This is a genomic window from Pararhizobium sp. LjRoot235 (genome assembly GCF_964254145.1).
Taxonomy (GTDB): domain Bacteria; phylum Pseudomonadota; class Alphaproteobacteria; order Rhizobiales; family Rhizobiaceae; genus Pararhizobium.
In genome coordinates, this window is sequence record NZ_CAXUSP020000001.1 from 1,208,251 (window position 1) to 1,226,852 (window position 18,602).

The window sequence follows — 18,602 nt, forward strand, 5'->3', positions numbered from 1 at the left end:
CTGTGAGGGACATTCAGATCTGACGATCGCTTCCATACAGATGGCCATCGCCGATATGTCCGCGGCTGCGCGAAACCGACCGGATCGATGCCCGCATCGCCCTGCTTGCGCGGCCGGTCGATGGCGATTGTCGACGGGGCGCTTTGATTAAGCTCACGGTTCGACATTGGTCCGATGCTGGCCCGGCTTGACAACGCGTCGCGATCGTTAAGGTTCGCCATTGGGCTTAGGTTTTCAATTTCACACCTTTCGTTACCAAAAGCCAATGCCGAAGCGGCGTGCGTCAGCCCAACGCGTGGCCGGCTAGGCCAAAAACCGCCGGTTCGCCTTCATTGCGGTTCAGGAAGCGGCGTCCTTTGGACATGGTCGTGACGGTCTCGGAAACTGTCAGCCGGCTCTGCTGAAGAAACTCGGCGAATACGCCTTTCTCGCGCGTATCAACGCGCACGAACTGGCCTGCCAGATCCTTAAGATGCACGGCTACGAGATGGATCGCATCCTGATCATTGCTTGCCACGATCGGTCCGACCACATGGCCGCGCCCGAACTCGCGACACATGGAATAGCCGGCGATTTCGCCGCTGCGCCGGAGCGTGCAAATGGATGCGCCTTCTGAAAGCAACGCGAGAAGCCTCGCGCGATTGATCCCGAAGGCCTGGGTATCGAGAGCTTCGATCTCATGGAGCATGTCACTCGACAGCTCGCTCAGTTGCCCGTTTAGGTCCGGCAGCGGAGGAAGCTTAGGTGTGACGTCTCCCTGGTATTGATAGACAATCGCTTCCGTCGTGAATCCGAGCGAAATATAAAGGTTGTAAGCGGCTTTTGTCGAATTCAGGCTCAGATTGCGGCCGCCGCACTGCTCAAACACTTGTTCCATGAGCCAGCGCCCATTTCCTTGTGCTTGCGTGCGGGGTGAGGTGATCACGAGGCCGATGGTGGCGAAATCGTCCCCATGGGGGAACCACATTGCGCTACCAAAGACACGCCCTATCCCATCGACCGCAACGATGCCCCGGCCGGCGCGGCGTAGGAAATCCCAGTCTTTGGGCCGGTGTGGCCAACCGACGCCCATCGACAGGGCGTGAAGCAGGCTCACATCGACACTGTTGATATCCTGGGCGATCAATTCGAATGACTTGAGGCGCACTGATTTTTGCATTTTCGGCTATCCGCTCCGTTCGCCGGATCGCGCAACTCGACCACGGGGCCAGCAGTTTCTTTGATCCTCGCGCAGATTGCAATCTAGTCACAGTATCGCACGCCAAGATCAGCAGATTTGGCTTGTTCGTGGTATTCCTTCGAAATCTTCAGCTGAACCCGTTCCCTATTCAGCAGAGAAAACTTTTACCTCGGCGTGGTCTAGGTGGCATCTGGCCAACCCCAAACGCAACTTGATCGCTCATGAGCGTCAAGGATATCCTGGCAAGGCTGATTGCATTACCCTCCATTTGGATACGCGGGTACTGTTTGCGATCCAGCTCGTCGATGACGTCCAAGAAAAAGTGGCTGCCGTCGGACCTGTTCGACGGCAGCCAAAACTACCCGGGTAGGGGGAGGGGAACGTCATGCAGTATGGACGGCTGCGATGCGCTTGGCTTCGTGGTCTCCATCCAACGATTGATATAATAACACCGGCGCCACGGATGGGCTGCGGCATTTGCGTGCTCGCCAGCATGTTGTTTGGTTTGCCCGCCACTCTACAGCTGTTTTAGCTGAAGCGGGACTATCAAGTCATTCGCAGGTGAGGATTTTGGATGTAAGGGAATCGGCTTCGGGCTCATGGTGAAACATTGCTGGCACTCTCGGGGCATGGTCGCATCGCGAAGCAACGCGGCGCGCAGCATGTCCTGCAACATATAGATCATGAGTTCTTCGCTGGGCCGATACCCTTGGCTGACTCAGCGCTCAGCCTGCAGAAACTCCGATTTTGGATGAGGTGTTCGTAGAGCTGGCGCTGCCATCGACGTGCTGCGATGAGTTGATGACGGGATCTACCAAGGCCACGACAGGGTCGTGCCTTGACCCTTTGCGGTGGCCAGGTGCCAAAGCATTTCAGCGACGACCAAGTCCTGAAGGGCTAATCCGGTCATGTCGAAGACCGTAATATCTTCGAGATCACGTATCAGTCGTACCTTGCCCGTCAACACATCCCCGATCTCGATCGAGGGGCATTCGGCTTCCCATTGACCTTCGCCAATCGAACGCGATTGCTCGCGATCGTCTGCAAAGAGCCGCGATTGGCGAAGAATACCCTCGGGGAGCTCGCGCTTGCCTTTCGTGTCGGCGCCCACGCAATTGAAGTGTGTGCCTGCGCGGACCGCGCCGGGCGAAAACAAGGGTCCACCACCCGGCGTTGCAGTCACGACAATGTCGCTTTCGCTGACGGCCGCATCAGCGTCTTGAGCGTGGATGAGGGTGCATAACTGCCCGTATTCCTTTTCGAACCCATCGTCGGGTTGTCCGGTTGCCGTCAGATACGAGACACGCTGGATCATCGGCATGTAGCGCAAGGCAAAGCTGAGCTGTATCCGCGCTTGAGTGCCAGTGCCGAAAATGCAAACGGATGTGCTCTCCGGCCGCGCAAGTAGTGTCAGGCCGAGAGCGCCTGCTGCACCTGTACGGACGGTCGTTATGGTGTTCCCGTCGATCAAGCAAAGGGGCCTGCCTGTGTGCGGATCGATCAAGAGGATGATGGCCTGATGCGGTTCCTTTCCGGCCTTTCGGTTGCTCGGCCAAAAACCGGCTGCCTTGAATCCGAGCAAATCCGCGTTCGGTACATCCCCCGATTTGATGCCAAAAACGCCGCCTGTATGAAGCTGCTCTCGCACAACAGGAAAGACGCGACCTTCGCGCTGGCTATGCAGCGTGAAGGCCCGCTTCATCGCGTCGAAGACCTTGGCCGGCTCCATGAGCTGCTTGACGTCATCGGCGTCAAGCAGAAGAAACTTAGCATCACTGGGCATGGGAACACTCCTGCGCAGGATCTGCGCGATGATTTGATGTGAAATCTGCGTAGATAGTAAACCGCGGCTCCCACAGCCGTGCTGCGGATTTGGCGAGCGAACAGAATATCCTGTGGTTTACCGCCCTCAAGAAAGGCGATTGTTGTGAAACAGAGCCATTCGCACCGCCCCTCTGGGCCCGGGCGTAGACACCCTTCCGATCGCAGACGAGCTTAAGCTGCGCGCAGCAATGAAATTTGCGTCCTAGATGCACAATCGAACGCGTCTTGGGGATTTCGCGGCCGTGGTCATTGGCGCGGCTTCACCGGCCTCAACGCCACGAGCAAGCTGGCAAGTCCGGCGTGAAAGGTCGCTCTGCTCAAGGCCGAAGACGTTGAATATGTGCGTCGGTCCGCAACCGCAGCTTGGATGTTGAAGGAAACTATTGCGACGGAGGCCTCGTTTGACATGAACGGCGTGAGCCATGGCATTGGGACGACGACCCACTTAATGGACTACCACCCGGCCTGTTGTTGCGATGCACACCGGCAACCCCTGGGTTCCTGCCCATCAGCCTCGCGGATCCGGGAATGAGAATATGCTAATTTCGACCTTCCTTTCGGTAGTTCCTGCTGCGACAACGCACGTTTCAGCGATTCCATGGGAACATATGCGGCCATACTGCTTGGCATTGGGAGCATCGAAACGTCGAGATAAACGCGTTCGAGGGGTCCGAATGGCCGACAATCGCAGGTGCCGTGCCCCGAAATTGTGGATGCAGGGTTTCGATCCCATTCACATTCACTTGCGGAGCAATGAGGCCCGGCGGAGAATAAGCAGAGACTTACATAGATTAACTGCGGAGCGAGGAGCGAAGTCGTAATCCACAGCAGATTTACCGGCGCCGTTGAAGAGGAGGAGCCTTGATGGCCGTTAACACGAAGCCCATACTGGTAGACGACGCGGCACTTTCGGTGCGCGGCCTGACAGTTGACCTGCCGCAAGGCATGGAACGGGCTCATGCCGTCGAGAACATCTCGTTTGATCTCAAGCGGGGTCAGATCCTCTGCATTATCGGCGAGTCTGGTTCAGGCAAGTCGGTAACGGCCAATACGATCATGGGGCTCTTGCCGAAGGCAATCCCGGTCTCGTCGGGTTCCATTCATCTTGACGGCACGGCGATCATCGGCGCATCGCCGCAAAAGCTGCGGGATATGCGCGGCCGGGTCGTATCGATGATTTTCCAGGATCCGCTGTCGGCGCTCAACCCCCTGATGACGGTGGGCGAACAGATTACCGAAGCCATGGCCGCCCATGGGGTTGGCACGAAGGCATCGCGGCGCAGCCGGGCCGTCGCGTTGCTGACTGAGGTGGGTCTGCCCGATCCGGAACTCATGTACTTCCAATACCCGTTCCGGCTTTCCGGCGGCCAGCGCCAGCGCGTGATGATCGCCATGGCGCTGGCGCTCGAACCGAGTGTCCTGATCGCCGACGAGCCGACGACAGCACTCGACGTCACGACGCAGGCGCAGATTCTCGAGCTGATCCGGGACATTCAACGTCGCAAGGGCATGAGCGTGATGTTCATCACCCATGACTTCGGCGTCGTCGCAGAGATCGCGGACAGTGTCGTGGTCATGGAGAAGGGGCGCATCGTCGAGCAAGGCAGCGCCGAGCAGGTCCTGAAATCACCCACCCATCCCTATACAAAGCGCCTGATCGCGGCCGTCCCGCGCCTGACCGGCGAGGATCGTCTCCCTGAGGAGACCGTCAGCAAGGCGACGATCCTGAAGGTCGAGGGACTGGCCAAGACATATCGCAGCGGCAGCGCGCTGTTCGGCAGCCAGCGTGTCGTGCCTGCGGTGAACGATGTTTCGTTCGACCTGGCGCATGGGCGCACGCTCGGCGTTGTCGGCGAGAGCGGTTCCGGCAAATCATCGCTGGGAAGACTTTTGATCAAGCTCCAGGACAGCGACGGCGGTCGAATCCTGTTTGAGGGCCACGACATCGCCAAGCTTTCGGAATCCGAGTTCCGTCCGCTGCGGCCTCGAATCCAGATGATCTTCCAGGACCCTTTCGCATCGCTGAACCCGCGTTCGACCATCGGGCAAATCCTGACCGTGGGACCCGTCGCGCACGGGATGTCCTATTCCCAGGCACGTGAGGAGGCACGAGCGTTGCTGTCCCATGTCGGCCTCGATGCCGGCGCCTTCGGCCGCTATCCGCACGAGTTCTCCGGTGGGCAACGCCAACGCATCGGCATCGCCCGGGCTTTGATGTTCAAACCAAAACTGCTGGTGGCTGACGAGGCAGTTTCTGCTCTCGATGTGTCCATCCAGGCTCAGATTCTCGAGCTGCTCGACAAAATCCAACGAGAGACCGGCGTATCGATGATCTTCATCACCCATGATCTGCGCGTCGCCAGCCAGATCTGCGACGAAATCGCAGTGATGCAGAAAGGGCGGATTGTCGAACACGGTCCGCCATCTCAAATCTTCCTGGATCCGCAATCAGCCTACACGCGTGAGTTGGTGGCGGCAATTCCTGGAGAGCGGCCGAGGAGCACCCGGCCGATTGCTGCGAACTGTTGAGGCTACGGCGCTTATCGCCACGAGGGAGAAGACATTATGACCAAGGATTTCACGACCGGATCGACCTACTCGCGACGCGACGCGCTGCGCCTGATGGCAGCGGGCGGCGTCGCCTGCTTTGCCGCACCCAACCTGTTCGGCAAACCTGCCTTTGCGCAAGACCTTCCAACAACTCCGACCGGCCGCGTCGTCGTCGGGCTTTCGCAGGAACCGACCGTCTTCAACCCGCTGATGGCGCATACCGAGGTCGACGATGCACTGCATTTCTCGGTGTTCGATGCGCTCTTTCGAATGGACCCCAAGGGCGTTCTTCAGCCCAATCTCGCAGCCGAGGTGCCCACACAGAAGAACGGCGGCATTTCGCAGGACGGCCTGCAGTGGCGTGTTCGTCTGCGTGACGACGTCCGCTGGCACGACGGCGAACCCTTCACGGCCGAGGATGTGAAGTTCACTCTCGAACTCATCACCAATCCGAAATTCCGCGCGTGGCGCACGAGCGGCCATTCCTTGGTGCGCGATATCACGGTGGTCTCGCCGACCGAGATCACCTGGCGGATGGAGAGCGTTTTTGCTCCATACCTGTCGTTTCTCGCCGAAACCTTCATGGTTCCCAGGCACATCCTCGAAAAAGAGGCCGACCCCAACGCCGCCGCCTTCAATCAGGCGCCTGTCGGCACCGGCGCATTCAAATGGGCGCAGCGCATTGCCGGCGACCATATCGAACTCGTCGCGAATGCGGAATATTTCGGCGAAGGTCCATATATCGAGCGGCTCGTCCTCAAATACATTCCTGACATGACGGTGCTCTACACCCAGTTTGTAAGCGGCGACATCGACCTTGTCGACCAGGCATACATAACCGCCGACCATTACGAGGAAGCCAGCAAATTGTCGGGTCATGTGGTGACCCTGGAGCCGGGGGCCTCGGTCGAGTCGATCTATCTCAATCTTGAGAAGCCGCAATTCAAGGATCCGGCGGTGCGCCAGGCGCTCTACGCCGCAATGGACAGGAAAGCGATCCTCGAAGGAATTTATTACGGGATCCACGCCCTCACCGAGACGTTCATGCCGCAGAATTCCTATTACTACAATCCGGACCTGCCGGCGCAGGAGTACAGCCTCGACCGGGCGCGCCAGATCCTCGACGAAGCCGGCTGGGTACCGGGTCCGGATGGAATCCGCACCAAGGACGGCGTTCGGTTGTCGTTCGCCAACTCGACGACTTCAGGCAACAACCTGCGTGAGCAGGTGCAGCAGTTCCTGCAGCAGACGTTCGCCGAAATCGGCGTCGAGATGACCATATCGAACCTGCCAGGGGCGGTCATGTGGGGCGATTTCTGGCTCAAGTCGCAGTTCGATTCGGCAATTTCCGGTGTAACCTATGTCATCGCGGCCGACCCCGACGTCACCAACCGCCTGCACACCAGCGCAATTGTTGCAAAGGGCGGAAAGGGCTCGAACACCGGCCAATACTCCAACCCCGAGGTCGACGCGCTGCTCGAAAAAGGTGCCCGCACCTTCGACCCGCAAGCACGGCGCGCCATCTATCTTCGGGTGCAGGAAATCGTCCGTCAGGACCTGCCCTTCCTGCCGCTGTTTGCCTACACCAACGTGTTCGGCCGCAAGGAAGGGCTCGAGGGTTTCGAGGCCAATTCCAACGCCCGCGTCGCATCCTGGCATGCCGCCGGATGGCATTGGAAGAGCTGACCTACGCCGCCGCCGTCGCGCGTTGCGGCGGCGGCCCATCCATTGACGCTGTCATGAGGAGAGCTGAATGCGTGGCTTCCTACTTAACCGGCTCTCCCAGAGCCTCGTCCTGCTCCTGATCGTTTCGGTCATCGGGTTCGTCGTCCTGAACCTGATCCCGGGTGGCCCGTTGGCGCAATTTGGGCTTGATCCCAGCATGACCCAGGATGATCTCGACCGTCTCAAAGAGCAACTGGGGCTCAACCGTCCGCTGTGGATGCAATATCTGGACTGGGCCTGGCGCCTTGTGCAGGGTGACTGGGGTCACTCCTTCCGCGACGGCGCGCCGGTTCTGGACGTGATCGGCCGGCACCTTTTTGCGACGCTGTTGTTGATGGGGTCTTCCACGGTCATCGCGATCGCCGTCGGAACGTGGATCGGCATCCGTGGCGCCACGCACCGGTATTCGGTGTTCGACTATCTGGGGACGGTCGGCGCCATGGTGGCGCTGTCGATCCCGACCTTCTGGTTCGGGCTTGTCGGCATCTACGTCTTTTCGCTCCAGTTGGGCTGGCTGCCGGCCGGCAACATGTACACGATCGGGGATGGCTCGGCGCTGAATTACATCCATCACCTGATCCTGCCGAGCATCGTGCTGGCGCTGGTCCATGTCGCCATCTGGAGCCGCTACATGCGATCCGCGACGCTTGACGTCATCAGCCAGGAATTCGTCAAGACGGCGCGTGCCAAGGGCCTGAGCGAGCGGCGGATATTGATGAAGCATGTCGTCGGCAACGCCCTTTTGCCAATGATCACGCTGGCGGGAGTGCAGCTTCCCAGCGTCCTGACGGGCGCCCTGGTGACCGAGACGGTGTTCACCTGGCCCGGAATGGGCCGGCTGTTCCTCGATAGCCTCGGCTACAGCGACTATCCGGTGGTGATGGGGCTGCTGATGTTCTCGGCCATCCTTGTGATCCTGGGCAATCTCATCGCCGACATCGCCGTCGCCGTCATCGATCCCCGTATCCGTTTGAGTTAAGCGCGTCCTGAGACGCTCAACAGGAGTCATCATTATGACCGCCATCGCCGCAAATTCGAGCCTGGACCATTGGTGGAACAGCCGAACCGCACGCCGATTCATGAGCCACCATCTGGCTCTGCTCGGGATGGTCATGATCGCCGCATTGACGCTGGCGTGTGTCTTGGGTCCTCACCTGCTGCCCTATGATTCACTCTATATCGATCTGCGCGCCCGTTTTGCTCCCCCCTTGAGCGGCAGTCACTATCTGGGCACCGATCCGCTGGGGCGCGACGTGGCGGCACGGCTCTTCATGGCGGGACGGATTTCGCTGCTGGTCGGCTTTTCCGCCATGCTCTTGTCGACGCTGATCGGAACGCTGGTGGGCGTGGTCGCCGGGTACCGCGGCGGCTGGCTCGGCATGACGCTGATGCGCACGGTCGATGGCTTTCTGTCCTTCCCGTCGATCTTCCTGGTGCTGGCGCTTGCCGCAGCACTGAAACCCAGCCCGATCATGATTACCGTTGTCATCGCCGTCTCCAGCTGGATGGAGGTTGCCCGGATTGTCGAGGCCGAGGTCCGCTCGCTTCGCGAGCGCGAGTTCGTCCAGGCCGGGCGCATGCTGGGGCTAAGCGGGACACATATCATGTTCCGCGAGATCCTGCCCAACGCCATCGGTCCGATCATCGTCGCGGCCACCCTGACCGTTGCCCGGGCGATCCTCATGGAGGCCTATATCAGCTTCCTCGGCTATGGAATTCAGCCACCGCTGCCCAGTTGGGGCAACATGCTGAACGGCGCGCAGCAGTATCTCGGCAGCGCGCCCTGGCTGGCGATCATTCCTGGTGCCGCCATCACCATCGCGGTCACCAGCTTCAACTTCATTGGCGACGGCCTGCGCGACGCGTTCGATGTTCGCGGCGATCACGCCTGACGGCGACGACCCAAGCCTTCTTTCGTTTTTGTCGACATCCTGATGGCCTTGGCCGGAAATTGCAGAGAACCGATACATGGAACAGAGCCGAATCGCCGACAAGAACACGCCCTACTGGTGGGAAGCGGCACCCGTCAAACCACTGCCGCGACAGCCGCTTGCCAAGAAACTCGACGTGGCCATCATCGGCGCCGGCTATGCCGGCCTCTCGGCCGGGCTGGTGCTGGCGCGCGACGGGCGGTCGGTCGCGGCCTTCGATGCAATGAACCCCGGCGAGGGCGCCTCGTCGCGCAATGGCGGCATTACCAGCGGAAGCATCCGGCCGGACTACGCCACGATCACCCGGCGCTTCGGCGAAGACAAAGCCATCGCCATCGAGGCCGAGGGCAAGATCGCCCGCGAGTTCCTCTATGACTTCATCAGGACCGAAGGGCTGGACTGCGACTTCAATCTGGTCGGCCAGTTCAAGGGTGTCATCGGCTTCGACCAGTACGAAAAGACCGCCCGCAGCGCCGAGACCCTGGCCAAACGACTGGGTATCGAAACTTACGCCGTGCCGTATACCGAGCAACGCAACTACATCGGCACCGATTTCTATCGCGGCGGCATGGTGCGGATGGATATTGGCGGGCTGCATCCGGCCAAGTTCCACGCCGAACTCCTAAGGGTGGCACTGGCTTCGGGACTGACGGTCCATTCCGGGACGCGTGTGACTTCTATAGAGAAAGACGGCGCCGAGTTCCGCGTCGCGACGTCGGCCGGCACGGTCCAGGCGCGCCAGGTCCTGGTCTGCACCGACGGCTATACCGACGCTGCGGTGCCTTACCTGCGCCGCCGGCTGGTGCCGGTTCGCAGCCGCATTATCGTAACCGAGGAACTCGCCCCGGACGTCATGGCGCGGCTGATGCCGAAGCAGATGATGATGACCGAGGGCCGCCAGCTCGGTTACTATTACCGGCCGACGCCGGACGGCAAACGCATCCTGCTGGGCGGCCGCGACAGCTCTCGCGCCGGCGATCCGGATGGGCCGAAGCTCGTTCTGCGCAACGGTCTCGTGAACCTCTTCCCCGAACTGGAAAACGTCCGTCTGTCGCACACCTGGTTCGGCAATGTCGCGATGCACCGCGACATGCTGCCCCGCATCTTCGAAAAGGACGGCGTCGTCTATGCCACGGGATTCTGCGGTTCCGGGGTCGTCTGGGCACCCTGGGTGGGCATGCACGCGGCGCACAGGCTGCTCGGCCATCGGCAAGAGGCGCGCACCGCGTTCGACTTCCGACCGCCGGCCTTCATTCCGTTTTACAACGGCAACCCATGGTTCATGCCGGCCATCATTCAAGGCTATCGCATCCAGGACCAAATCGCCTTGTACCGTGCCAGCCGCTGAGAAGACATCCGGCATCCGCCCTTCGGCGGGAGCCGGCTCCTCTCCTCCGCAGAAACTCGTCGCACCGACCAAAGATGTGACTGCCGCGTGGCGCAAAACGTTATTTTCCACCGCGACCGCACCGCTAGTCGATACATGCTGCTTCTCTTCCTTCGCTAGTCTTAGCTGAGGAACACGTCGAGGGGTCATCCGTCGATCCGGCGCGCCGTCGGTGATCCTGTGTTGATGGCGCTGCCGTCGGCGCGGGACGGAACTTCATTCACCGCGGCAGTTTTTGCAGCCAACGACCGATCGTCAGAGAGGAACACTATGCTTCAGTTGAACGACAAAGATCTATTCCGGCAGGCCGGCCTGATCGGCGGTGCGTGGTTTGGTGCTGCCACGGGCAAGACGATTGACGTCGTCGATCCCGCGAGCCAGACCACTCTGGGCACCGTTCCGGACATGGGTACCACCGAAACACGCGCAGCCATTCAGGCAGCCAGCGCCGCTTTTGCACCCTGGAAGAAAAAGACCCATGCCGAGCGCGCCGCCCTGCTCGAGCGCTGGCATACATTGATGATCGAAAATCTCGAGGATCTTGCGCTGCTCCTCACGCTTGAGCAGGGCAAGCCACTCGACGAAGCCCGCGCCGAGATCCGTTATGGCGCATCCTTTGTCAAATGGTTTGCCGAGGAAGCCCGCCGCATCGGCGGCCACACCATTCCCTCGCCGACGGCGGATCGCCGCATCGTCGTGCTCAAGGATGCGGTCGGCGTCTGCGCCATCGTCACCCCGTGGAACTTTCCGAACGCGATGATCACCCGCAAGGTGGCCCCCGCATTGGCGGCCGGTTGTACGGTGGTGATCAAGCCCTCTGAGTTCACGCCCTATTCGGCGCTCGCCCTCGGTGTCCTTGCCGAGCGCGCTGGCATTCCGGCTGGCGTCATCAACATCGTCACCGGCATGCCGACGGAGATTGGCAACGAGATTATGGCGAACGAAACGGTGCGCAAGATTTCCTTCACCGGCTCCACGCGCGTCGGTTCGCTGCTGATGCGCGGCGCTGCGGACAGTATTAAGCGATTGTCGCTCGAACTCGGCGGCAATGCACCCTTCATCGTCTTCGACGACGCCGATCTCGACCTTGCCGTCGAGGGGGCCATTGCGTCCAAATTCCGAAATGGCGGGCAGACCTGCGTCTGCGCCAACCGGATTCTCGTTCAGGGCAGCGTCTACGCCGCCTTTGCCGAAAAGCTCAGCGCGCGCGTCAACGCGATGAAGGTCGGCCCGGGAATCGAGCCCGGCAACGCCATAGGTCCGATGATCAACGCTGCGGCGATCGAGAAGATCAACCTTCATGTCGAAGACGCGCTGGCAAAGGGCGCGAAGGTGGTAGCACGGGGCAGTTCGCTGCCGGAAGGCAAACAGTACATCGCACCGATCGTCCTTACCGGGGCGACGGCCGACATGCTGCTCGCCAGCGAGGAAACGTTCGGCCCGGTTGCTCCGCTCTTCCGCTTCGAAACGGAAGAAGAAGCAATCGATATCGCTAACGGCACGCCCTTCGGCCTCGCCGCCTATTTCTACACCGAGAACCTCAAGCGCTCCTGGCGCGTCGGGGAGGCGCTCGAATTCGGCATGATCGGCCTCAACACAGGGGCAATTTCCACCGAAGTGGCGCCTTTCGGCGGCGTCAAGCAGTCGGGGCTCGGGCGCGAGGGCGCGCAGGTCGGCATCGAGGAATATCTCGAAATGAAGAGCTTCCACATCGGCGGCCTGAGTTAGGCCGGCTCTCTCGCCGGATAGTTTTTGTCCGATGCCTGCGCCCAATTACAAATCCGGCGGCGCATACTCCTGCACCGCCGGATTTGTCCCTGCGAAGAGGCTGCACGGGCGACTGACTTCCGCCCGGTCTTGCAGATGGTTGTGCACGGCAGGCTGAGCTGACGTTGAGCGACAGGCAAATCCCTCATTGAGGAATGCCCGCAAACACTTTCGCTGCCTGATGGCCGCTCCCCGCTGGTGCGCGGAAGATTTGGACGTGTCACGTTCCGTCGCGACGGTCATCAACGCGTGGAATAAGGAGGCTGCGCAAACACCCATATCGGCTGGCCGGTGATGCCCCACAGCCTGCGTGAGTGATCCCGATGCACTTAGACGGATAGAGGCTTCGGTAGTCGGCCGGCGAACTCCTCTCGAGGCCTGCCCTGGTGGCTCCCCATGCCAGCAGAAGATGCGGTGGCCGATGAGGCGAAAGCGATAAGATACCGCTCAGCACGCCGTCTTCAGATAATCTGCCAACCGGCATTCCTGCAAACTTTGTCTCAGGAACTTAAGGAAATGCCATGCAGACACATCAGATCGATATTGCCGCTTTCGTCCCCGAACATCTGGACGCCGCCGTCACCCTCTCGCGGCAGGTCGGTTGGCCTCATCGCCCCGAGGACTGGCAGATGGCGCTTGCCTTGAGCGAAGGCGCGGTCGCGATCGAGGACGGCAAGGTCGTGGGCACCGTGCTCGTGACGCGCTACAAGGAAGAAAGCGCTACGATCAACATGGTCATTGTCGACGGGTCCATGCGCGGCCTCGGAATTGGCCGGCGGCTCATGGATGCCGCTCTCGGCCTTTCCGATGGGCGCCCACTGCGGCTCGTAGCGACAGAAGAGGGCTTGCCGCTCTATGAAAAGCTCGGATTTCGCGAGACCGGGCAGGTGCTGCAGCACCAGGGCATTGCCGCGAAGATAGCCGCTCCGGCGATCACGTCTGCGACGACGTCGGCCGATCTTTCCGCCATTGCGGAACTTGACCGGCAGGCCTTCGGTGCCGATCGCAGTGATCTGATCGCCTATCTGGCCAATGTGGGCACATTCGCTGTCATCCGGCGCGACAACCGCATCGCCGGTTTTTCGGTCCTTCGCTCCTTCGGCCGTGGTGAGGTCATCGGCCCTGTCGCCGCCGAAAACCTGGAGGACGCCAAAGCGCTCGTCGCTCACTTCATCGCCCTGCGACCCGGCCGGTTCCTCCGGGTGGATATCACCGGCGTCGCCGACCTGTCGGACTGGCTCGCCGAGCGGGGTCTCGGCCACGTCGGCGGCGGCATTGCCATGATGAAGCCACCGATCGCCCATGCCGATTCCGTCCCCACCATCTTTGCCCTCGCCAACCAGGCGCTCGGCTGATCCGGAGAGTATCATGTACAGCAATTCCCTTATCGAACTCGACCGCGCCCATCTCGTACATCCGGTCGCCTCCTATCGCAATCACGAGAAGCTCGGCGTGCGCGTGCTCGCCTCCGCCAAAGGCGCGGCGGTCACAGACGCCTCGGGCAAGCAGCTGATCGACGGTTTCGCAGGCCTGTGGTGCGTCAATGCCGGCTACGGCCAGGAATCGATCGTCGAGGCGGCAACCCGCCAGATGCGCGAACTTCCCTATGCGACGACCTATTTCGGTCTCGGTTCGGAGCCGGCGATCCGGTTCGCCGCGGCATTGGCCGAGCGCGCTCCGGGCGATCTCAACCATGTTTACTTCACACTCGGCGGATCGGATGCGGTCGACAGCACAGTCCGGTTCATCCGCTATTACTGGATCGCCCGTGGTGAGCCGAAGCGCGACCAGTTCATCTCGGTCGAGCAAGGCTACCACGGCTCGTCGACCGTCGGGGCAGGCTTGACGGCGTTGCCATTGTTCCATGCAGGTTTCGGCATTCCCTTCGACTGGCAGCATAAAATTCCCTCGCACTACGCCTATCGCAATCCCGTCGGCGATGATCCGCAGGCGATCATCAACGCCTCGCTCGCGGCACTGCGGCGCAAGGTCGAGGAAATTGGCCCCGAGCGCGTCGCCGCCTTTTATGCTGAACCGATCCAGGGTTCGGGCGGCGTGCTGGTGCCGCCGAACGGATGGATGAAGGCGATGCGCGAACTCTGCCGCGAACTGGGCATCCTCTTCGTTGCCGACGAAGTCATCACCGCTTTCGGCCGCACCGGTCCGCTCTTCGCGTGCGAGGAGGACGACATCGTGCCAGACTTCATCACCACGGCAAAGGGTCTGACCTCCGGCTATGTTCCGATGGGTGCAGTGTTCATGGCCGACCACGTCTATCAGACCATCGCGGATGGGGCCGGTGCTGCAGCCGTCGGCCACGGCTATACCTATTCGGCCCATCCCGTATCCGCGGCTGTCGGCCTCGAAGTGCTGAAGCTCTACGAAAACGGTCTGCTTGCGAACGGCCGGAAGGCGGGCGCTCGGCTGATGGAAGGGCTTGAGAGCCTAAAGAACCATCCGCTCGTCGGTGATGTCCGCGGCCGCGGAATGCTCGCCGCCGTGGAGCTCGTGGTAAACAAGGAGAAGAAGACCCCGCTGCCGGCGGCCGCCGATCCGGCACGCCGCGTCTTCGACCGGGCCTGGGAAAACGGCCTGGTCCTGCGCGCCTTCGCCAACGGCGTACTTGGCTACGCGCCGCCACTCTGCTGCACCGACGCCGATATCGACGCTATCGTTGAGCGCACCCGCAAGACGCTGGACGATACCCTGGCGGACCCGGATGTGCGCGCGGCCATCAAGGACTGATCACGGCAGGCGACAGAGGCACCAAGCCGTCAAATTTGACATTCTGACCGCGCCATCACTTCTGCCCGGAGGTTACGGTGCGGTACAGATTTGCAACGCGATTGGCCGATTGGCTGTTTCGCAATGAGCAAGCGTCACACTTCGTGGATTGCGGCCTTGCCTCGAAAAATCTGTGCTTTAGGCGATGTGGCGCGGTTTGAACTCTGCAGCCACAATTCGGGCCAATCAGCGAAGAGTTTTCGGCGCAAGAGCGAATACCGAACTCAAAGGGGAAACAGGCTCGTCAATGGCATGTGCGACTTGACGATGGGCGACTTCAGGACGACGAAGCTGAAATACCTATCGATGCCGATCTCCATGTCGGTAAGGCGCTCCATGATTGCCTGATATTCACTGATGCCGGCTGTGACGAATTTTAGGAGATAGTCGTAGCCGCCAGACACCAGGTGGCATTCCATCACCTGGTCGATCTTTTCGATCGAGGTCAGGAAGCGGGCGAAGTCGATCTGCCGGTGGTTTTTCAGGGTGATTTCCGTGAAGACTGTCAATGTCTGCCCGAGCTTGTTCACGTTGATCTGTGCGGCGTAGCCGTCGATATAGCCCTCGGACTGCAGTTTCTTCACGCGCATCAGACATGGGCTCGGCGAAAGATTGACCAGCTCGGCCAGTTCCACGTTGGTAACGCGGCCATTCTTCTGCAGTTCATGCAATATCTTTATATCGATACGGTCGAGTTTCAACAGCCTGCTCCGTTTATCGACGACGATCATGGCGCAGCATATCGTGCCGTTATGTTCCCACAGTCAGAGTAACATGTTGCAGTAACGTGTCGATGGCGTTTCGCGTGTCTGCGGCGCACGAACTTACTGCGGCGGCCGGTGCGACGGCATCATATGCTGCAGCGGGAACCAAAGGACGACGAGCCCTGCCGCGACCGCGGTCCATTTGTTCCGCCAAAGCTCAGACTGGCACAATCCTACTCCGAAACTGGACCGTCGCGGACTAGCCAACCATCGCCAATAGCGTTGCAGCCGGGGTCTCGCTATCGTTTCCCAGTAGCCGCTACCCTTGCCGAAAGCGGTCGGCTTGCTTTTTTGCTGCTAGTCGTTCGGCCGTTCAGGGCTTCATCGCTGCAAATGTCCCGGTCCATGGCGTTCGTCAGGCCATTATGGACGGCGTGGCCGTCGCGCCGGTCACAAAACGCGCCATAGCGGCGAAAAGTGGCAGATCCGAAATTCTTGTTCGACCAACACCATCCGTCATGCCGAGGGACGGCTCAAAACGAATGATTCCGCCGAATTGAAGGGGCAGAACAGCAGGGAAATCTGCTTGCCAGGCGCAACTATAAATTCGACCTTTAACCAAGAGACAGTATTTCACCTATGGCCGCAGACCATGAGAGCGACACAGTCAGCGCCCGGATCGAGCTGATGAAATTCGAAACCCGGCATTTGCACGGCGCGCTGAGGCTATCGCAGGAGATGGGCTGGCCTTATCGCCGAGAGGATTGGGAATTTGCCGCGACGGTCGGCAAGGGGCTGGTCATCGAGCGGGCAGGCGAAGTGATCGGCACGGCCATGTGGTGGAACTACGGACAGGCCTATGCCACCGCGGGGATGATCATCGTCACCGCCTCCGCACAGGGCAGTGGCTACGGCTCGCGGCTCTTCAATGGGTTGCTTGAAGCGACAGACGGTCGCAACGTGCTGCTCAACTCAACCGAGGAGGGGCTTGCGCTCTACAAGCGACGCGGCTTTACCACCTGGGGCACCGTGCTTCAGCACCAGGGCCCGCTGACCGTTGCGGTGACTCTGAATGCCTGCGATGACATCCGTCCGGCGACCATTTCGGACCTTACTGCGATCCAAGCCTTTGACCAACGGGCCACGGGCATGGCCCGGCAGTCGATGGTGGCCCAGCTCGCCGATGTGGGCAACGTGGTGGTCATCGAACGCGCGGGACAGGTGGCAGGCTACGCCATCGCCAGGAAGTTCGGCCGCGGCTACGTGGTCGGCCCTTGTGCAGCCGAGAGCGCACAAGACGCGCGACTCCTGATCCTGGCCCAGCTTTCGAAGCTTCATGAGCAATTCGTTCGAATCGATGTCTATGCGGAAAATGAATTGGGCGATTGGCTGGAGGACCTCGGCCTCAAGCAGGTCAGTTATGCGACCGCCATGGTCAAGGGGCAGCGACCCCAATCCGACGGGCCAGCCCATATGTATGCCTTGGCAAACCAGTCGTTCGGTTAGGAAATCAGGATATGGACAAGATGGCGGCAAACCTGCAAGGGCCAGAGATGGCTAAAACGATCGACGCCCTGGTCACCCCAACGCTGCTTGTGGACCGTGGACGGCTTGAGCGCAATGTACAGCGCCTGGCCGAGCACGCCAAGACGCTTGGCGTGGTGCTGCGCCCGCACATGAAAACGGCCAAGAGCATCGACGTCGCCCGACAGGTGTTCCCCCGCGAGCCCGGCCCGATCACCGTCTCGACCATCGCCGAGGCCGAATATTTCGCGAGCCATGGCTTTCGGGACATGACCTATGCGGTCGGGATGTCGCCGGCTTCTGCCATCCGCGCAATGGAGCTTTGTCGCCGCACGGGCGTCGATTTGAAGCTGCTGCTTGATACGGTGGAGCAGGCTGATGCTTTGGCCGACGTGCGCGAGGCCACCGGCGCGACGCCGTCCATCTTCATCGAACTGGACTGCGATGACCATCGCGGTGGCTTGAAGCCGGACGATCCCATGCTGCTTGAGGTGGCCAACAGGGTCGTCGCAGCGGGCGCCAACCTCGTCGGCGTCCTAGCCCACGCGGGCGAGTCCTATGGCTTGAGCACGCCCGATGCACTGGTCAAGGCAGCTGAGAACGAGCGTTCGGCCACCGTGCACGCCGCCGAAGTTCTGCGGGCGCATGGCCATGCCTGTCCGATCGTCAGCGTTGGCTCGACGCCGACGGCGCACTTCGCCGAAGGTCTCGAAGGCGTAACGGAGTTGCGCGCCGGGGTCTACATGTTCTTCGACCTGGTTCAACATGGGGTAGGGGTCTGTGGCATCGACGATATCGCGATTTCCGTGTTGGCCACCGTGATCGGCGCCAAGCCGGAAAAAGGATGGGTGCTGGTCGACGCCGGTTGGATGGCGCTTTCGCGCGACCGTGGAACTTCAAACCAGCACGTCGACCAGGGTTACGGCGTGGTCTGCGACGAAAAGGGGCGGGTGCTCAAAGATGTCGTCGTTTCCCAAGCCAGTCAGGAACACGGCATCCTTGCGATCCGCGCCGGTTCCGACGAGACAATGCCCGAGCTCCCAGTCGGTACGCGGATCCGGATTCTGCCCAACCATGCCTGCGCGATGGCCGCCCAGCATGACTTCTACAACGTGATCAACGGTGAGAGCCCCGACATTGAAGCGCGGTGGCAGCGAATCCGCGGCTGGTAGGGGTTCCAATCTCTACGCTTTGCATGGCGCCCATGCAAATTAACGCGCTGGTGT

13 protein-coding genes are annotated in these 18,602 nt (G+C 60.8%); 10 read left to right on the top strand and 3 right to left on the bottom strand.

All coding sequences use genetic code 11. The features are described from left to right. Positions 1–283: 283 nt before the first annotated feature. Together ACSQ2Z_RS05780 and ACSQ2Z_RS05785 are read right to left on the bottom strand one after the other, a co-directional pair. Positions 284–1,159, bottom strand: a complete 876-nt coding sequence (locus tag ACSQ2Z_RS05780; protein ID WP_436080308.1) for a GNAT family N-acetyltransferase — start codon at positions 1,157–1,159, stop codon at positions 284–286. An 832-nt stretch (positions 1,160–1,991) separates the two neighbouring features. Beyond that, positions 1,992–2,963 (bottom strand): ornithine cyclodeaminase family protein, encoded by a 972-nt coding sequence (locus ACSQ2Z_RS05785; protein WP_436080309.1) that lies wholly within the window; start codon positions 2,961–2,963, stop codon positions 1,992–1,994. A 905-nt stretch (positions 2,964–3,868) separates the two neighbouring features. On the opposite strand from ACSQ2Z_RS05785, the gene ACSQ2Z_RS05790 reads away from it, so the two are divergent. The 8 genes from ACSQ2Z_RS05790 (at position 3,869) to ACSQ2Z_RS05825 (ending at position 15,109) form a co-directional block, all read left to right on the top strand. Next, positions 3,869–5,533 carry an ABC transporter ATP-binding protein gene (locus tag ACSQ2Z_RS05790; RefSeq protein ID WP_436080298.1) on the top strand — a complete coding sequence of 555 codons (1,665 nt, stop codon included), beginning with the start codon at positions 3,869–3,871 and terminating at the stop codon, positions 5,531–5,533. A gap of 36 nt (positions 5,534–5,569) precedes the next feature. After that, complete coding sequence (locus tag ACSQ2Z_RS05795; RefSeq protein ID WP_436080297.1) at positions 5,570–7,240, top strand: peptide ABC transporter substrate-binding protein; 1,671 nt, start codon at positions 5,570–5,572, stop codon at positions 7,238–7,240. A 67-nt stretch (positions 7,241–7,307) separates the two neighbouring features. Then, the gene (locus ACSQ2Z_RS05800; protein WP_436080296.1) at positions 7,308–8,258 is read left to right on the top strand and encodes an ABC transporter permease; all 951 of its coding nucleotides are present in this window, start codon (positions 7,308–7,310) and stop codon (positions 8,256–8,258) included. A gap of 34 nt (positions 8,259–8,292) precedes the next feature. Further along, positions 8,293–9,171, top strand: a complete 879-nt coding sequence (locus tag ACSQ2Z_RS05805) for an ABC transporter permease (protein ID WP_436080295.1) — start codon at positions 8,293–8,295, stop codon at positions 9,169–9,171. A gap of 76 nt (positions 9,172–9,247) precedes the next feature. Next, entirely contained in the window at positions 9,248–10,558 is a 1,311-nt protein-coding gene (locus ACSQ2Z_RS05810) for an NAD(P)/FAD-dependent oxidoreductase (RefSeq protein WP_436080310.1), read from the top strand. Positions 10,559–10,867: 309 nt separating this feature from the next. Further along, the gene (locus ACSQ2Z_RS05815; RefSeq protein WP_436080311.1) at positions 10,868–12,325 is read left to right on the top strand and encodes an NAD-dependent succinate-semialdehyde dehydrogenase; all 1,458 of its coding nucleotides are present in this window, start codon (positions 10,868–10,870) and stop codon (positions 12,323–12,325) included. Positions 12,326–12,885: 560 nt separating this feature from the next. Continuing rightward, complete coding sequence (locus ACSQ2Z_RS05820; RefSeq protein WP_436080312.1) at positions 12,886–13,719, top strand: GNAT family N-acetyltransferase; 834 nt, start codon at positions 12,886–12,888, stop codon at positions 13,717–13,719. 13 nt (positions 13,720–13,732) lie between these two features. Further along, entirely contained in the window at positions 13,733–15,109 is a 1,377-nt protein-coding gene (locus tag ACSQ2Z_RS05825; protein ID WP_436080313.1) for an aspartate aminotransferase family protein, read from the top strand. Positions 15,110–15,372: 263 nt separating this feature from the next. Here the strand turns inward: ACSQ2Z_RS05825 and ACSQ2Z_RS05830 are convergent, their stop codons facing one another. Then, a complete protein-coding gene (locus tag ACSQ2Z_RS05830; RefSeq protein ID WP_436082994.1) occupies positions 15,373–15,849 on the bottom strand; it encodes an Lrp/AsnC family transcriptional regulator in 477 nt (158 codons plus the stop codon). 690 nt (positions 15,850–16,539) lie between these two features. Between ACSQ2Z_RS05830 and ACSQ2Z_RS05835 the strand changes: the two genes are divergently transcribed. Together ACSQ2Z_RS05835 and ACSQ2Z_RS05840 are read left to right on the top strand one after the other, a co-directional pair. Continuing rightward, complete coding sequence (locus ACSQ2Z_RS05835) at positions 16,540–17,358, top strand: GNAT family N-acetyltransferase (protein ID WP_436080314.1); 819 nt, start codon at positions 16,540–16,542, stop codon at positions 17,356–17,358. An 11-nt stretch (positions 17,359–17,369) separates the two neighbouring features. After that, positions 17,370–18,548: an alanine racemase gene (locus ACSQ2Z_RS05840; protein WP_436080315.1), complete on the top strand. Its 1,179-nt coding sequence runs from the start codon at positions 17,370–17,372 to the stop codon at positions 18,546–18,548. Positions 18,549–18,602: the final 54 nt, after the last annotated feature.

Bases quoted from the DNA above. Each gene is read 5' to 3' on its own strand.
- ACSQ2Z_RS05805 (WP_436080295.1), top strand. From the start codon at position 8,293: ATGACCGCCATCGCCGCAAATTCGAGCCTGGACCATTGGTGGAACAGC.
- ACSQ2Z_RS05835 (WP_436080314.1), top strand. From the start codon at position 16,540: ATGAAATTCGAAACCCGGCATTTGCACGGCGCGCTGAGGCTATCGCAG.
- ACSQ2Z_RS05800 (WP_436080296.1), top strand. From the start codon at position 7,308: ATGCGTGGCTTCCTACTTAACCGGCTCTCCCAGAGCCTCGTCCTGCTC.
- ACSQ2Z_RS05790 (WP_436080298.1), top strand. From the start codon at position 3,869: ATGGCCGTTAACACGAAGCCCATACTGGTAGACGACGCGGCACTTTCG.
- ACSQ2Z_RS05815 (WP_436080311.1), top strand. From the start codon at position 10,868: ATGCTTCAGTTGAACGACAAAGATCTATTCCGGCAGGCCGGCCTGATC.
- ACSQ2Z_RS05825 (WP_436080313.1), top strand. From the start codon at position 13,733: ATGTACAGCAATTCCCTTATCGAACTCGACCGCGCCCATCTCGTACAT.
- ACSQ2Z_RS05785 (WP_436080309.1), bottom strand. From the start codon at position 2,963: ATGCCCAGTGATGCTAAGTTTCTTCTGCTTGACGCCGATGACGTCAAG.
- ACSQ2Z_RS05810 (WP_436080310.1), top strand. From the start codon at position 9,248: ATGGAACAGAGCCGAATCGCCGACAAGAACACGCCCTACTGGTGGGAA.
- ACSQ2Z_RS05820 (WP_436080312.1), top strand. From the start codon at position 12,886: ATGCAGACACATCAGATCGATATTGCCGCTTTCGTCCCCGAACATCTG.
- ACSQ2Z_RS05795 (WP_436080297.1), top strand. From the start codon at position 5,570: ATGACCAAGGATTTCACGACCGGATCGACCTACTCGCGACGCGACGCG.
- ACSQ2Z_RS05840 (WP_436080315.1), top strand. From the start codon at position 17,370: ATGGACAAGATGGCGGCAAACCTGCAAGGGCCAGAGATGGCTAAAACG.
- ACSQ2Z_RS05780 (WP_436080308.1), bottom strand. From the start codon at position 1,159: ATGCAAAAATCAGTGCGCCTCAAGTCATTCGAATTGATCGCCCAGGAT.